14 protein-coding genes are annotated in these 15,173 nt (G+C 53.3%); 9 read left to right on the forward strand and 5 right to left on the reverse strand.

What is annotated here, in order from left to right; genetic code table 11:
* Positions 1-102: 102 nt before the first annotated feature.
* Both IEV97_RS06790 and pdhA read right to left on the reverse strand, forming a co-directional pair.
* Positions 103-822, reverse strand: coding sequence for a tetratricopeptide repeat protein (locus IEV97_RS06790; RefSeq protein ID WP_188500747.1), 720 nt, complete (start codon positions 820-822; stop codon positions 103-105).
* 117 nt (positions 823-939) lie between these two features.
* Positions 940-1,986, reverse strand: coding sequence for a pyruvate dehydrogenase (acetyl-transferring) E1 component subunit alpha (gene pdhA / locus IEV97_RS06795; protein ID WP_188500748.1), 1,047 nt, complete (start codon positions 1,984-1,986; stop codon positions 940-942).
* A 132-nt stretch (positions 1,987-2,118) separates the two neighbouring features.
* Between pdhA and recF the strand changes: the two genes are divergently transcribed.
* From recF to IEV97_RS06825, 6 genes are all read left to right on the forward strand, one after another.
* Complete coding sequence (gene recF, locus IEV97_RS06800) at positions 2,119-3,225, forward strand: DNA replication/repair protein RecF (protein ID WP_188500749.1); 1,107 nt, start codon at positions 2,119-2,121, stop codon at positions 3,223-3,225.
* A gap of 370 nt (positions 3,226-3,595) precedes the next feature.
* Entirely contained in the window at positions 3,596-4,138 is a 543-nt protein-coding gene (gene sigZ / locus IEV97_RS06805; protein WP_188500750.1) for an RNA polymerase sigma factor SigZ, read from the forward strand.
* 173 nt (positions 4,139-4,311) lie between these two features.
* The gene (locus tag IEV97_RS06810; protein WP_229733830.1) at positions 4,312-4,680 is read left to right on the forward strand and encodes a DciA family protein; all 369 of its coding nucleotides are present in this window, start codon (positions 4,312-4,314) and stop codon (positions 4,678-4,680) included.
* Positions 4,681-4,705: 25 nt separating this feature from the next.
* A complete protein-coding gene (locus IEV97_RS06815; RefSeq protein WP_188500751.1) occupies positions 4,706-5,362 on the forward strand; it encodes a hypothetical protein in 657 nt (218 codons plus the stop codon).
* Between the two features lie 52 nt (positions 5,363-5,414).
* Positions 5,415-5,975: an acyl-CoA thioesterase gene (locus IEV97_RS06820; protein ID WP_188500752.1), complete on the forward strand. Its 561-nt coding sequence runs from the start codon at positions 5,415-5,417 to the stop codon at positions 5,973-5,975.
* A gap of 161 nt (positions 5,976-6,136) precedes the next feature.
* A complete protein-coding gene (locus IEV97_RS06825) occupies positions 6,137-7,516 on the forward strand; it encodes a M28 family metallopeptidase (RefSeq protein WP_188500753.1) in 1,380 nt (459 codons plus the stop codon).
* A gap of 76 nt (positions 7,517-7,592) precedes the next feature.
* Here the strand turns inward: IEV97_RS06825 and IEV97_RS06830 are convergent, their stop codons facing one another.
* The 3 genes from IEV97_RS06830 to IEV97_RS06840 all read right to left on the reverse strand — a co-directional run bounded on the left by IEV97_RS06830 (position 7,593) and on the right by IEV97_RS06840 (position 10,852).
* On the reverse strand, positions 7,593-8,324 hold the full coding sequence (locus tag IEV97_RS06830; protein ID WP_188500754.1) for a head GIN domain-containing protein: 732 nt from the start codon (positions 8,322-8,324) through the stop codon (positions 7,593-7,595).
* A gap of 675 nt (positions 8,325-8,999) precedes the next feature.
* A complete protein-coding gene (locus tag IEV97_RS06835) occupies positions 9,000-10,577 on the reverse strand; it encodes a rhomboid family intramembrane serine protease (RefSeq protein ID WP_229733831.1) in 1,578 nt (525 codons plus the stop codon).
* Between the two features lie 65 nt (positions 10,578-10,642).
* Positions 10,643-10,852, reverse strand: a complete 210-nt coding sequence (locus tag IEV97_RS06840) for a hypothetical protein (RefSeq protein ID WP_188500755.1) — start codon at positions 10,850-10,852, stop codon at positions 10,643-10,645.
* A gap of 205 nt (positions 10,853-11,057) precedes the next feature.
* Between IEV97_RS06840 and IEV97_RS06845 the strand changes: the two genes are divergently transcribed.
* Genes IEV97_RS06845 through IEV97_RS06855 form a run of 3 tightly spaced genes read left to right on the forward strand, consistent with a single transcriptional unit; the run spans position 11,058 to position 14,801 of the window.
* Positions 11,058-11,873 (forward strand): N-formylglutamate amidohydrolase, encoded by an 816-nt coding sequence (locus IEV97_RS06845; protein ID WP_188500756.1) that lies wholly within the window; start codon positions 11,058-11,060, stop codon positions 11,871-11,873.
* On the forward strand, positions 11,852-13,726 hold the full coding sequence (locus tag IEV97_RS06850) for a peptidase MATCAP family protein (protein ID WP_188500757.1): 1,875 nt from the start codon (positions 11,852-11,854) through the stop codon (positions 13,724-13,726). Before IEV97_RS06845 ends, IEV97_RS06850 begins: the two co-directional genes overlap by 22 nt.
* Positions 13,727-13,751: 25 nt before the next feature.
* Positions 13,752-14,801 carry a glutathione synthetase gene (locus IEV97_RS06855; RefSeq protein ID WP_188500758.1) on the forward strand — a complete coding sequence of 350 codons (1,050 nt, stop codon included), beginning with the start codon at positions 13,752-13,754 and terminating at the stop codon, positions 14,799-14,801.
* The last annotated feature ends 372 nt before the right edge of the window (positions 14,802-15,173 follow it).

Genomic DNA, 15,173 nt, shown 5'->3' on the forward strand with positions numbered 1-15,173 from the left:
GGTATAGCGCTTCCGTTCCATGCCCCGCTAGCCTAAAAAAAGAAGCGCTTTTGCCGGAAAGACAAAAGCGCTTTTTATATCCAGGCCTTCGCCTATCGGATCTTACTTGGCAGCAGCTGTGCCGGCCAGTGACTCGGCAAGCGCCTTGTACTTTTTGGCATCGGTTACCTCAGCTGAGGTCGCATAATCCTTGATGATCTTGTCATACACGTTGACAGCAGCCTTGAAGTCGTTGGCAGCTTCGTACGCTACGGCAGCCTTCATCAGGTACTGTGGTGAGAATAATGCGTTGCTGTTGTGGTTAGCAGCTTTGTTATACAGGTCAGCTGCCTCCTTGTACTTGCCCTGCTCAGAGAGTGCATCGCCTGTCAGGCTGTAAGCACGCGCCTGCATCAGGTAGTCATCCGACTTGAAGCCCTCTAAGTGAGCCTGTGCCTCGGCAAAATTTCCCTGCTTCAGTAAAGCAACGCCAGCGTAGAAGTTGGCCAGGTTGCCAGCCTCTGTTCCGCTATACTCGTCCGCAATGCTGAGCAAACCGTCGTACTGTCCGTCGCCGTTCAGGGCTTTGTTCAGCGAGTCGGCTTCGAAGTAGTATACTGCCTGGAACATGGCTTCGTGCGCCTCCTGGTTCTGGGTAGTGCGGTGGTTATAATACAGGAAACCTGCAACAACAATAGCGGCAATGGCGGCAAACACACCGAGCAGCTTGGTCTTGTTTTTCTTCACAAAGTCCTCCGAGTGCGCCAGGCGTTCAGCCAACACCTCCGGATTCTCTACCAGCTCCTCAAACTCGCTGTGCTTCTTTACTGTCTCTTTTGCCATTAGTTTAATTGAAATAAGAACTCAAAAATAGAAATTAAAAGCGATTCGTTCCAAATCTCATAAGACCAGAACATCAAATTTATGTTTTTTAATTCCTAATCTTTAAATATTTAGAATTTAGTCCATTATATATGGATAGTTCGGCTCCACATAAATGTCGGTGTACAGCTCAGAAGGATCCGGGTATGGAGACTCTTCGGCAAACTTCACAGCATCGGCCACGATCTGCTTTTGCTGCTCGTCGATCTCGTCCAGTTCCTCTTCAGTAGCCCAGCCGTTTTTCAGGATGGTGGCTTTTACAGACTCTATCGAGTCGCGGCCTTTGTAGTCTTCCAGCTCTTCTTTGGTTCTATACTTGGCAGGGTCAGACATGGAGTGACCTTTGTAGCGGTAAGTTCTGAACTCCAGCAAGGTCGGTCCTTCGCCGGCGCGGGCACGCTCAGCGGCTCTTGCCACAGCCTCGTGCACATTCTCCACGCTCATGGCCTCTATTGGCTCCGAAGGCATGTCGAACGCAAGGCCCAGTTTGTAAAGCTCCGTCACGTTAGACGTACGCGTTACGGATGTACCCATTGCGTAGCCGTTGTTCTCGATAACAAAAATCACCGGCAGTTTCCAGGTCATGGCCATGTTCAGGGCCTCGTGGAAGGCACCCTGACGTACGGCACCGTCGCCCATGTAGCAGATACACACGTTGCCGGTCTTGTTATACTTCTCGGCAAAGGCTATACCTGCGCCCAGTGGCACCTGGCCACCCACAATACCGTGGCCGCCCATGAAGTTCACCTCTTTGTCGAACATGTGCATCGAGCCGCCTTTGCCTTTGGAGCAACCGGTCACCTTTGCAAACATTTCGGCCATAATCGCGCCTGGCGATGAGCCCAGCGCCAGCGGGTGGGCGTGATCGCGGTAAGCGGTAATCCACTTATCGTCTTTGGTGAGCGCTGTAACAGCACCGGCCACACAGGCCTCCTGGCCAATGTAAAGGTGGCAGAAGCCTTTGATCTTCTGCTGGCCATACAGCTGCCCAGATTTTTCTTCAAAACGGCGCATGAGTTTCATCGACTCATACCACTGCATGTAGGTCTCTTTTGAAAATGATGGTTCAGCCTGTACCTTTGCTTTCTGCGACTTCGCTTTTGCCTTTTCTTTCGTATCAGCCATGAGTATTTGTGTAACGTTATTGTTGTCCCTACAGCTTTTTTAGCGAGATTCGGCCCTAAATGGACGGCAAATCGGCTTACTGTCGGGTTTTAGCATGCGAAATTAAGGAAAAAGAAATCAAAGACGAAACTAATGCTCCTCGAAAATCTAAGTCTGCTGTTTTTCAAGAACTACGACGACGCGAACATTAGTTTCTCGCCGCACATAAACTGCTTTATCGGCGACAACGGCAGCGGCAAGACCAACCTGCTCGACGCCATCCATTACCTCTCCATGACACGCAGCGCCTTCAACAGCTCCGATGCCCTCAACATCAAGCAGGGCGAGGAGTATTTTATGGTGAAAGGCCGCTTTAAGATAGATGGTGAGAAGCACACCGTGACCTGCAGCCTGAAGCAGGGCCAGAAGAAAACCGTGCTGCACAACAAGGTGGCCTACGAGAAGATGAGCGACCACATCGGCCGCTTCCCCGTGGTACTGATCTCGCCCTATGACACCGACCTGATCCGGGAGGGCAGCGAGGAGCGCCGCAAGTACTTCGACAGCCTCATTTCGCAGCTGGACCATACCTACCTGGAGCGGCTCATCCAGTACAACTACGTCCTCAAGCAGCGCAACTCGTTGCTCAAGCAGTTTGCCGAGCGCCGCTACTTTGACCGCGACTACCTGCATATCCTCAACGAGCAGCTGGTGCCGCTGGGTGAGCAGCTGGCCCAGGAACGCATGGCTTTTCTGGAGAGTTTTGAGCCTGTGTTTCAGAAGCACTACCGCCACATCTCCGACAGCCACGAAACGGTGACGCTGACCTACAAAAGCCAGCTGCCCGGCGCGAACTTCGCCCAACTGCTGGAGCAGGCCGAGCAGAAGGACCGCGCCCTCCAGCGCACCACCGTCGGCACGCACAAAGACGACTTCGTGTTCCTGATGGACGGCAACCCCGTGAAGAGCTTCGGTTCGCAGGGCCAGCAGAAGAGCTACGTGATCGCCCTGAAGCTGGCGCACTTCGAGGTAATGGACAAACGCCAGCACCACAAGCCCCTCCTCCTCCTCGACGACATCTTCGACCGCCTCGACGAGAAGCGCATCACCAAACTCATGCAAATGGTCGCCGCCCATACCTTCGGCCAGATCTTCCTGACCGATACCCACCTGGAGCGCACCGATAAGATACTCGAAAACCTGTCGGAGCAGATCCGCAGGTTTGAGGTGAAGGAAGGGACGGTGAAGTTAATAGGGTAAAGGTTGGTTGTTGGTTTCAACTTTATCCTTTGGGCATGTGTTATAGGGGAGCTGGGCATTTTACCGAGCTCCGGGCAGTAAGATTTTATACCTCCGAAACTTTGAATCCTTTTCGAGCTTTTGCAGTCTACAGCACAGATAAATTTAAAATTCAATCTTATGAAGACGATCATGCTGTTCAAAGAAGAAACTGAAAAGAAGCAAGGAGGCTGTACCTGCCCTGACTGCAAATGCGCCAACTGCGACTGCGGAAATTGTGCCGACGGCCAGTGCACATGCGAAAAGTGCGAATGTGAAAACTGCGTAAATTGTTGTTAACAAGGTATAAAGTGAGGAGGGGCAATCTCTCCTCACTTTAAAACTACTTGAAATGCAAAAAGACACTTTACATATCTGGAATGGCCTGAGAGAGAACCTCCACCGCTTTATTCTGAAAAGAGTCAAGAGTCAGGCGGAGGCAGAAGATATTCTGCAGGAAGTTTTCATTAAGATCCACCTCAACCTGCCCCACCTTAAAAATCATTCCAGCGTGCAGGCCTGGGCCTATCAGATCACCAGAAACCAGATTGTAGATTTTTATAAGCAAACCAGACAGTCGGTTGAACTGCAGGACACGACGCTTGAAAGGTTGTCGGAGACAGAGAGCAGGGACATGTACTGCTGTTTCGAATCCTTCATCCATGAACTTCCCCAGAAGTATAGGAAAGTGATCGAGTTGATCAACCTGGAGGGCAGGAAGCAGCAGGAAGTGGCCAAACTGCTGGGGGTTTCGCTTGCGAACACAAAGTCGAGGGTACACCGCGCAAAGGAAATGCTGAAGGAGAAGTTTGTGGCGTGCTGCCAGTTTACAATAGATGCGCAAGGCAAGCTGAAGGGAGAGCAGAATTGCCAACGCTGCGGTTTCGAAAGCTAGTAGAAGCGGGCTGCTTTTTAACTCGGTGGCGTTGCTGTATAACTTATAACCAGCGTATAAGCTATAACTCTGAAGCTTTATGATTACTTTTGCCTCTGCTTGACGAGAGGAAATTAAAAGCCATTCGGAAAGCCCCGGAAGTTTTTCAGCAGTCAGCCATTTGCCTGAAAGGCATGCCTCTGGGAAAACCAACCCACTTATTCAAAAACCAACCACCCGTGCGCTACTACAAGAAGAAAGAGGAGATTGCGAAGCGAAAGGCTGACGTGCAGACCATCGGTGACAGCATCAAAGGGTTGCTGAAGGCCTACCGGCTGCAGGGCAAGCTCAATGAGGTGGACCTGGTGCAGCGCTGGGAGCAGATAATGGGCAAACCCATTGCCATGAAAACCAAGGAGCTCTACTTTCGTGACCAGAAATTGTTTGTGCGCCTCACCTCCGCCCCCCTCAAGCACGAGCTCAACATGTCGAAAAGCAAGGTGGTAGAGTTGCTCAACCGTGCCATGGGCGATGAGGTGGTGAAAGAAGTCGTATTTTTGTAGGTCCTATACCTGCTGCTTCCCTTTTATGAGAAACCTTGTTTTTTTAATCCCGTTGGTGCTGTGCCTGGGCATGAGCTTTGGTTGTGAGCAAAGCAAACGGGGCCTGACAGAGGCCGACGGCATCACGATCGAGTCAGCGGAAGAAACGATAACGGATGCACCCGCTGAAGCAGTTTCCCCTGAACCTGAACCCGAAGAACAGACAGCGACTGAGAGCACGGCCACTGCATGCGAGGAAAAAGATGAGGACAACCCGGGCTCCGAAGATCCCATCATTGTCAGAACCTGCACTTACCAGAACTACAGATCGGTGGCCACCGGCATGCCCGACTACAAAGGCCGCTACAGTTGGGAGCACGCCCTGTACAAGCTCGAAAATGAAGCCTATGTGCCGATAAAGAACGAATCCCTGTTCAACGACAAACGAAACGCCCTGCTCCGACAGGTCAACCAGCGGATACGGGCTGAGTACCATCTCTTCGCAGGCGACCCTGACTTCAGCGACTGTTTCACGATGGCAGAGACCATACCTGAGTTTGGCTATGAGGACCTCAACATCGGGTTCGAAGACGATCAGCTGGTTTTTCACGCCTCGCTTGGCCTGCCTGAGGTGTGCCTCTCCATAGACGGAGCTTCCGTTTCGTTTAAGCTTTCAGAGGTGGCTCCGTATTTGCAGCAGTAGCGTACCCCTCTCTTGCCGGCCTCGTATACCTTGCCATACCCGATAAAAGAACATGGCTATACCTGCATTCCGACCTGTCTCCTATTCCCGCACCACCCTCACCGAGCTCATGATCCCGAGCTACGCCAACTTTGGCGGTAAGATACACGGCGGCATTCTGCTCTCGCTCATGGACAAAGTGGCCTACGCCTGCTCCGCCAAGCATGCCGGCAACTACTGCGTGACTGTAACAGTAGATGGCGTGCATTTTCTGCAGCCCGTGGAGGTAGGTGAACTGGTGTCGCTGTTGGCTTCGGTGAATTATGTCGGCAATACGTCGCTGATGGTAGGTATAAAAGTAATTGCTGAGAATGTAAAGACAGGCATCGTCAAGCATACCAACACCTCATACTTTACCATGGTGGCCAAGGGCGATGACGACAAGCCTACCCAGGTACCGGGTCTGATACTGGAGAGCCCGGATGATGCACGCCGGTTTCTGGAGGCGATCAAGCGGCGTGAGCTGGCCCAGCGCTACCAGTCGGAGTTTGCTGAGGCCAAGCACGATATCACTGTCGAAGCAGAACTCGATAAACTTAAGGGTGAGCGCTGCCAGCTTGCTTTTACACAATAGGCCGTTTGGGGAGATTTATACCTGAGATAGGACTATGCTGCTATACCTGCTACGGCCTGCGCTTTGGCACAGTCTTTCTTTTCATTCTTTCCTGAAGCTGCTTATCTTTAGAAACTAAATCTAAACTACCAAGCACTTAACCGACCTCACCTGACACACCAATGACTTACAAATCGAAGTTCACCCGACTGCTGGCGCTCTGCATGCTGGCAGGGCTATACCTGAACCAAACCGCAGTAGCCCAGGCGCCCGCTGCGCAAGACGAAGAAATCCATAAGATGGTAAACGAGGTATCGGCAGACAACCTGCGGGCGCTTGTTGAGAAGATGGTTTCCTTTGAGACCCGCCACTCCCTGAGCTCCACCACCGACAAGAAAAGAGGTATAGGCGCCGCCCGCGAATGGGCGAAAGCCGAGTTTGAGAAATACGCCAAAACCTCCAACGGCCGCATGACCGTGGACATGGACCGCTATACCGTCAAGAGTGACGGCCGCCGTATCCCGCAGGACGTGGAAATGGCCAACGTACTCGCTACCCTCAAAGGCTCCGACCCGACCGACGACCGTGTGATCATCGTGGCCGGCCACCTTGACTCGCGCGCCACTGACGTGATGGACGCCAAAAGCAAAGCCCCCGGTGCCAACGATGATGCCTCCGGTGTAGCCATTGTGATGGAGATGGCCCGCGTGATGGCTTCGCGCCAGTTCCCGGCAACACTGGTGTTTGTGGCCTTTCAGGGCGAAGAGCAGGGCTTGTACGGCTCCCGCCACATGGCCGAGCGCGTAAAGAAGGAAGGCTGGAACCTGGTGGCCGTGCTCAACAACGACATCGTGGGCAACTCCTACTCTGCCGAGATGGGCATTCACGACAATACCCGTGTGCGTGTGTTCAGTGAAGCCACTCCTTCCAACGAAACCGAAGAACAGGCTCGTCTGCGCCGCACCCTGGGTTCCGAGAACGACGGCCCGAGCCGTAACCTGGCCCGCTACATGAAAATGACCGGCGAAGCGTATGTAGACCAGATCGAGGTGGTGCTTGGCTATCGCCCGGACCGCTTCCTGCGTGGCGGCGACCACACGCCGTTTAACCAGCAGGGCTATGCAGCCGTGCGCATGAGTGAGATGAACGAGGACTTCGACCACCAGCACCAGGACGTGCGCAAGGAGAATGGCAAGCAGTACGGCGACCTGACAGAGTTCATGGACTTCGAGTACCTGCGCAAAAACACTGCCGTGAACCTGGCCACGATGGCCAATCTGGGTCGCGCGCCGCATGCGCCTGAGAAGGTAGGCGTGCTCACGGCCAACCTCACCAACAAAACCGACCTGAAATGGGAGGCCCCTGCCAAAGGCAAAAAACCGGCAGGCTACTATATTTTGATGCGCGAAACCAGCAGCCAGACCTGGGACAAGAAGTTTTTTGTGAAGGATACGAAAGTGACGCTGCCTTACTCGAAAGACAACTACTTCTTTGCCGTACAGGCCGCTGACGAACTGGGCCATACCAGTCTGCCGGTGCTGCCGGTACCGGTGCGCCAGTAAAACTCAGCCAAACTCCTGCATAAGAAAAGGGCAACCCAGCGGGCTGCCCTTTTTCTTTTGTATGCGATGTATTCTCTTACATTTTAGAAATTTTGGCTGCCGCCGACACGTTAGACGATACACTTGGGTCGCCTTTGTAGGCCACTTTCGTAGCTCCCGAAGCATTCACGCTCAACTTGTTCTTGGCAAACACCTTCACATTGCTGGCGCCGCTGGCTTCTAGGTATACATCCTTAGCCTCTAACTCAGACGCGTCTACTTTAGAGCCTCCCGACATATCCATGCGCATTTCGTCGGCGCGGCCGCTGAGTTTTACATTACTGCCACCGCTCATGTCGGCTGTCAATTTTTTGGTGTTCAGTGCCAGCGTTACCTTAGAGCCACCGCTCAAATCCATCTTAAAAGCATCGGCCTTAAAGGTGGAGGTGCCGGTCACTTTCACGCCGCCGCTGATATCAAGCATGTTCAGTTCTTTAACCGATATGTAGGCTTTCAGACTTTTGTTGGTGCTGATGTTGTCAGAGGTATAGATGTGGAGCACGCCATTCTTCACTTCCGTCCGGATGCTGTTGAGCAGGTTCTCCTGCGCTTCAATCCGCACGCCTTCTTTGCTGCTCTGCGTCACTTCCACTGCAAAGCCCCCGCCCACATCAATGCCTTTGAAGCCGGATACTTTTCTGTCTTGCGATACAGGCTCCCCCTCCCCTTTCAGGTTGCGACGCCCCTGCGCCAGGGTGGTCAGGCTGGTCAGCAGAAAGGCCACTAAAAGTACAGAGGCAAGTGTTTTGTAGATGTTGATGGTGTTCATAGTTTTATTTTGTTTGATGGTTTTGGTTAGAAGTGCGTGGGCCAGGCAGCAGGCTATACCTGTCTTAAGCTTATCTCTGCCTAATAGATGCGCAGATTCCCGAAAGGTTGCTTGGAGCTCATAAAAAATTATACTTTTTGATATTCTCTTGCAAAAGGGCATTGCAAGGTATAACCTGCTACCTGAGAGATGGGTGCGTGAAAGGTATAGCAATGACAAACAGGGAGCAGTATGCCCCTTGCCGCCAACTCAAGAATTTAGAAAAGCTGAATTGCAGAGCTGATTCGGATTTATCAATCCGAATCCCAAGCGGTGGCAGGGATGTTTCATTCAAGTTGATTCTCCCCTTGAGGACAAGTGAGAACGAGAGTTGGAAGCCTGCGAGCGAAGCTCTCAGAGGGGTGTTTACAGGTGTAGAGGAAATGGAAATTGGCCCATTACTGGCAATTCAATGCTGAATTTACACCCCTATAATCCCCTCAAGGGGATAGTCTTGGAAAATGAAACGACCCTGCCTGCAGTAGTGGTAGGGCCCCTTGATAAAACTTCCAGACATGGATGTCCCGAAGAGCATCGGCTTAAGCTGACGGCATCGGCAGCATACCTTAGGTATAGGCCGCCACCTCTAATTGGTTTGCACATCGAGCCACTTGCCTGTTGGATTACAGTAGCAGTTTATTTCTGCTTCGAAATTATCTCGATCACCCCGTTCCGGGCCTTCTCGCCATACTTGGCTACGGCCTCCTCACCCTTCAACATTGACACCGCTTCTATGTCGTCACGTCCGATATGATCCTCTAAATCATCGGGCGCTATACCTTCCAGTACCTCGCCATCGAGCACGATAAGCGGTTGTGATTCCAGTGGCAGGCCTGTGACTTCTTCCAGCGCTTCTGGCAGCGGGAGATCGTTTACGCCTTTGTACAGCTTGGAGGGTTTGCCCTCGCGCAGGTCGTTCAGTTCCTGCACATACGTCCCGATGGCCCACAGCACCCGTTGCTGCTGCTGATGCATCCAGGGTTGGTTGCTCCGGATATCATCACGCATCATGGTATAGGATGTTTTGCGCAGCTGCGTGTAGTTCAACAAGATTTCTACCTCCTTTGCCTGCTGCTCGCCCAGGTCAGGCAACTCCTGCAGTGCGATCAGTTCTTTGACGCTCTCGTCCCACAACGCTATACCTTGCTCCAGCCCTGGCAGGTACTTCCCTCCATTGATCAGACTGGCATCCAGCTCCATTTCCTTCATCACATCCATCGCCTTTGTTTCCCGTTCGCCAAAGCGGTCCAGCATGGTCAGGTACTTGGCGTTCTCGGTCGGTATCTGCAGGTATAGGCCCACAAAAGCAACCAGCAACAGCGCTACCGTCGCGATGTTTCCACCCAAATTGTACTGTCGCGTAAAATACCTCCCCGAGCGCAGCATCAGCACAGCCCCGTAGGCTATACCCAGCACCAGGCCGCCTGTGTGCGCCGCATTGTCAATACCTCCTTGCAGACCGAAGACCAGGTTCAGCGCAATTACGCCCAGCATGTTGTACACCATGCCTTTTTTCTCGGCCCAGGTCATCCGGCGCTCCAGCAGCACCATGGTCATGAACATGCCAAACATGCCAAAAATAGCCCCGGAGGCACCCGCGCTGATGCGCTGCTGGTCCCACCACAGGCTCGCCAGGCTACCCGCCAGTCCGCAGAGCACGTAGGCTGTGATAAACTGCCTGCGACCCACCAGCGGCTCCAGCGCACCGCCTATGCTGGCCAGCGCATACATGTTCACGAGCAGGTGGATGATGCCGATGTGCAGGAACATGGACGTGAATAGGCGCCATGGCTCGCCGGTCAGGGTATAGGGGCCGAAGTTAGCGCCTGCGTTCACCAGGTCCTCTCCCTCAGGCGAAAGCACGTGCATGCCTGTGAGCACCAGCAGCACGAAAATGACAATGTTAATGTTGACCAGGATGGGCGTGACAAAGTAGTGCCGTTGCGGCACGAAGAGTGTCCAGAAATCTTTGAATTTATCTGCAAACGAGGTTGGCCCTGCGGGTTCAGGGTTTACCTGTAGCTCGCGTTGTTGAAGGGCTTGCAGGGTTTCCTGCTTTATCTGCTCCAGATCCGGAGCCTGTAGGTTTCGTTTTTCAATCTCAGCGATCACGGCCAAAATGGCTTCCGGCTCGTATGCTGCATGTTCCCCTAATATTCTCAGCAGTTGATCGTCCTCTTTTTCGGAGGCCACTGCTGCATAGCTGTTTTCCATCTGCAAACCTTATTCTCTTCCTGTAAAGATAAGGCAGCGGACGCATTATACAAGCACAGGGGGTGTTACCGGATGTAGGCCAGCATCCCTTTGCCCACCAGCAGGGCGCCGGTTAGCCCAATGGCAAACCATAAACCAAGTGCTAGGGTTTCTGTTAGAAACAGTCCTCCGTTTCTAAGGCTCTGCATGAGCAGGATCACTGAGAAAATGGCAATAGCTAATAGCGTATTTTTGTAGAACTCACGCATGGGCACCTTCGGTTTGTGGTGAAACAATTGGTATATAGCTATACTTTATAGTATCTAATTTTGTTATAGACTTCTAAATCTATTTATTTCTCATCAATCCGCCAACCATTTCAAGGTGGGCTTTCGCCTTATTTCTATGAAATGTTTGTGATTGAATATCAAGGTTTAAACAAACATACCTGTGAAATAACCTTAGGTATAAATATCGGGTAAAAGTTTTCAAAAAGATTTTATGCCTGACCCTACACAAGCAAAACCATACTATACCCTTACCACTGGCCAGAGCCCCCTCATCGCCACTGCCATACACGACGGTCATGTCGTACGCGACAACATCAGTTCCCTTTTTTCGCTCTCTTCGGATGAGCGGCTGCGCGAAGAAGACCCTTTCACGGCCGGCTGGGTAAGTATAACCGACAACCAGATAATTGGTTTGAACTCCCGGTTCGAAATGGACCTGAACCGCCCGCGCGAGAAAGCCATCTACCGCAAGCCCGAAGATGCCTGGGGGCTCACCGTCTGGAAAGAAGAACTCTCGGAAGAACTGGCGCAAGAGTCGCTGGCCCGCTACGACCAGTTTTATGCCAACGTAAAAAAGATGCTGCAAAGTATAGCGGACCGCCACGGCTGCTTTGTGGTGTACGACCTCCATACCTACAACCACCGCCGCGAGGGGGCTGACGGTCCCGAGGCCGACCCGCAGGACAATCCCGAGGTGAACCTGGGCACCGGCAATATGAACCGCCAACTCTGGGCTCCCGTGGTGGATGCTTTTACCCAAAACCTGCAAGCCTACGACTACCAGGGTCGCCACCTCGACGTGCGCGAGAATGTCAAGTTTGAGGGTGGTCATTTCATGCGCTGGATCCACGACACCTTTCCGGGCCGCGCCTGCGTCATCTCCATCGAGTTCAAAAAGTTTTTTATGGATGAGTGGACGGGCAAACCGGACGAGGCCCAGCTGCAGGAAATCAGGAAAGCGCTGCAAAGCACGATAGCACCTGTTTTGGCGGCGCGCGAACAGGTATGCAAAACCCTCTCACCATGATCGACACCATCTCTGACATCTTCATAAAAGGCATTGTGCGGAGCTTAAAGCGCGGCCGGCAGGTGCGCCGACGGCTGCCCGATGGGGGCTTGCTGCACATCGACAGGCCGCTGCCCTTTCTGGTGCTCTACCGGCACCCGGCGGGGCAGCCCGACTATGCCACTGCCGACTTTGTGAAAGCCGAGGCTGCCTACATTATCGCCCGCGAAGAACAGACACCGGAGCTGCGGCAGTTGGTAGGCGAAATCGCCAAGGCCATGGCCGACGAGTTTGGCGCTTTTATGGTGCTTGAGCTATTTGCCGCCCCGGACAACAGCGCCGCCGACAGTCCGACCTTTCGGGTGCTGGGGCCGGAACAGGCCTTGCCCGCCACTATTCGTACGCTTAAGAACGAACTGGCCAGCATCAAGATCAGTAATTTGCCGGTTACGGTGGACACGGCTTCCAACCAGGCCTTGCTGCAGGGACCTAACAGCCTGATGAATGAAGAAGAGCTAAAGCAGCACAGCACGCTCATGCTCGGGCTCGAAATGAAGCCCATTTACCGCCAGGCCGGCACCGGACAGGTATACCCCCTGCTGCAGCGCACCCTGCGCAGCCATGTATCGAGCGCCATCAAAAAAGCCGTCTTCGACTTTGTGCGCGTGCAGACCACCCATCATCCCAAGCACTTTCAGGCGCTTGGCCGGCAGGCCGTGGTGCCTGCCGTCTGGCGAATCGATCGGCAGCTCACGGCCATCAGCGACCAGTTCCGGTTTCTGCTGCTTGTCACGCCCATTAATGCTGCTGAGGCCTGGGAGGAGTTCCGCGTAAACAAGTTCAGGCAGGCGCCCAACTTCCATTACCGCCTCATGCCCATGGACGCCGACCTGCTCAAGCGCAAGCTCTACAACATCCCCATCGAGAAGGTGGAGGACCCGACACTGGCCTTCCTGTTCCGGGACAAGCGCAACGAGCTCGACAAGACCCTGACGATGCTGGCCAACCGCAATACACCGCACTTTCTGTACAGCAGTATGCAGCTGTTTGGCGGTGTGGATGAGCAATTGCTGAAAGTGGCGGAAGGTATACTGGCCGCTATACCGGAGTCCGCCCGCCAGAAAGATATGCCGCTTATACCTGTGGACGAGTTTGCCGCACTGGCCGAGCGCGAAATTGCTTTTCTCAAAAGCCAGTACCCGCCGCTCGAATCGGGTGTAGATATCCGCAAAGACATCGTGGGGCTGATCGTCTCGAAAGGCAGGCTCAACATCGGCACCGACGCTAAAATACCACGCCACCGCGCCGAGGCGCTGATTCAGCACGAAGTGGGCACGCACATTCTCACTTACTTTAATGGCAAAGCCCAGCCGCTGCAGCAGCTGTATGTGGGCGCGCCGGGCTACGAAGAGTTGCAGGAGGGGCTGGCCGTGCTAAGCGAGTACCTGGTGGGTGGCCTCGACCAGGACCGATTGCGCATACTGGCCGCCCGCGTTGTGGCCGTGCACCACCTTGTCAAAGGCTGCAGCTTTACCGACAACTTCTGCCGACTGAAGGATGAATATAAGTTTGACGAAGAAACGGCCTTTAACGTGACCATGCGCGTGCACCGGGGCGGCGGGCTCACCAAAGACGCCGTATACCTGCGCGGGCTCGTCCACCTGCTGCACTACCTCAGGGAAGGCAACGATTTGGAACCGCTTCTCATCGGAAAGATCCGGCAGGAGTACATTCCCATCGTGCAGGAACTCATCTACCGGCAGGTGCTGCGACCCGTGCCCATCCGGCCACGTTACCTCACCGATCCGGCCGTGCAACCCAAACTGGAAAAACTAAAAACGGGGATATCAGTATTTAACCTACTGGAAAATTAATCCCAACAAATACTGATATATAGATATGACAATAGGATTCGTAGTAAACGACGTAAAAACAGAAAAGCCCGAACACACCACTATCTTTCTGGCGCAGCGCATGCACAATCTGGGGCACAGGGTGCTGCTGATGGGCGTGGGCGACCTGGCTTATTACCCCGACGGCTACATGGGTGCCACGGCCACTTTTGCCGACTCTAAGCAGAAGTATAAATCCCCGGCCACTTTTCTGGAGGCCATACAAGGCCCTAAGGCTAAGCAGGCCCGCGTGACCGCTCCGGAAATAGATGTGCTGATGCTCCGTAACGACCCTTCATCGGAAGGCGAAGGCCGTAGCTGGGCGCAGAACGCGGGCATTATCTTCGGTCAGTTGGCGCAGCGCCACGGCGTGATCGTGCTCAACGACCCAACCTCGCTTTCAGATGCCGTGAACAAGATGTACTTCCAGCACTTTCCGGAAGCGGTGCGTCCCCGCACGCTCATCACCCGCGACAAGGAGGAGATAAAGGAGTTCTTTAACGAGCAGAAAAACAACATCATCCTGAAGCCTCTACAGGGTTCGGGCGGCTCGGGCGTGTTTATGGTGAAGAAGGACGACTCGACCAACCTCAACCAGATTGTGGAGGCCATCAGCCGCGACGGCTACGTGATTGCGCAGGAGTACCTGCCACAGGCTACTGAAGGTGACACACGCCTCTTTGTGGTGAACGGCGAGGCCTTGCAGTACAAAGGCAAGTACTGCGCCATGCACCGCGTAAACAGCAAAGACGACATCCGAAGCAACATACACGCCGGCGGCACTGCCGTAGCCGCCAAAATCAGCCAGACTGCCCTGGACCTGGTGGAGCTGGTGCGCCCGAAGCTTATTCAGGATGGCATGTTCATGGTGGGCCTTGATATTGTGGGTGACAAGCTGATGGAGATAAACGTGTTCAGCCCGGGCGGTATGCCAACTGCCAGCAACCTGGAGGGGGTAGACTTCTCTATACCTGTTATCGAGGCGCTGGAACGCAAGGTGCACTACAAAAAGACCTACGGCACACAGATCGACAATAAAACGGTGGCGATGATCTAAGCCTGTTTTAGAAATTAAAAAGGCAGCCGGAAGCGTGTTCGCAAGCAACGCATTTCCGGCTGCTTTTTTTATGGGCCAGGTATAGCAAGCTATAAGTGGTGATGCGAAACGCCTGTTGCTTATCTGCCAGGTATAGCGCTCAAGAAATTTCGAATAAAGACTAAGTAGCCCGCAAAAAGGACAGGTGAAAGGGGAAATAGAGGAAGCGAAATAAAATTATTTTCCTGAGGATCAGGCACATACAGAAAGTGCAAAAAAATTTATGCAGACTGCTTTGTTTTATAAAAACAAAGCCATAATTTTGCACCCGAATTGAGAGAGACACATAACCGGAAGGCTAATATGTGGAGCAATTCCTAAACACGCAAATCT

This window comes from Pontibacter amylolyticus, from assembly GCF_014638845.1.
Taxonomy (GTDB): Bacteria; Bacteroidota; Bacteroidia; order Cytophagales; family Hymenobacteraceae; genus Pontibacter; species Pontibacter amylolyticus.

Excerpts from the sequence above, each read along its gene's own strand:
- sigZ (WP_188500750.1), top strand. The coding sequence starts at position 3,596 with ATGCAAAAAGACACTTTACATATCTGGAATGGCCTGAGAGAGAACCTC.
- IEV97_RS06820 (WP_188500752.1), top strand. The coding sequence starts at position 5,415 with ATGGCTATACCTGCATTCCGACCTGTCTCCTATTCCCGCACCACCCTC.
- pdhA (WP_188500748.1), bottom strand. The coding sequence starts at position 1,986 with ATGGCTGATACGAAAGAAAAGGCAAAAGCGAAGTCGCAGAAAGCAAAG.
- IEV97_RS06825 (WP_188500753.1), top strand. The coding sequence starts at position 6,137 with ATGACTTACAAATCGAAGTTCACCCGACTGCTGGCGCTCTGCATGCTG.
- IEV97_RS06835 (WP_229733831.1), bottom strand. The coding sequence starts at position 10,577 with ATGGAAAACAGCTATGCAGCAGTGGCCTCCGAAAAAGAGGACGATCAA.
- IEV97_RS06850 (WP_188500757.1), top strand. The coding sequence starts at position 11,852 with ATGCAAAACCCTCTCACCATGATCGACACCATCTCTGACATCTTCATA.
- IEV97_RS06810 (WP_229733830.1), top strand. The coding sequence starts at position 4,312 with ATGCCTCTGGGAAAACCAACCCACTTATTCAAAAACCAACCACCCGTG.
- IEV97_RS06815 (WP_188500751.1), top strand. The coding sequence starts at position 4,706 with ATGAGAAACCTTGTTTTTTTAATCCCGTTGGTGCTGTGCCTGGGCATG.
- IEV97_RS06855 (WP_188500758.1), top strand. The coding sequence starts at position 13,752 with ATGACAATAGGATTCGTAGTAAACGACGTAAAAACAGAAAAGCCCGAA.
- recF (WP_188500749.1), top strand. The coding sequence starts at position 2,119 with ATGCTCCTCGAAAATCTAAGTCTGCTGTTTTTCAAGAACTACGACGAC.
- IEV97_RS06830 (WP_188500754.1), bottom strand. The coding sequence starts at position 8,324 with ATGAACACCATCAACATCTACAAAACACTTGCCTCTGTACTTTTAGTG.
- IEV97_RS06845 (WP_188500756.1), top strand. The coding sequence starts at position 11,058 with ATGCCTGACCCTACACAAGCAAAACCATACTATACCCTTACCACTGGC.
- IEV97_RS06790 (WP_188500747.1), bottom strand. The coding sequence starts at position 822 with ATGGCAAAAGAGACAGTAAAGAAGCACAGCGAGTTTGAGGAGCTGGTA.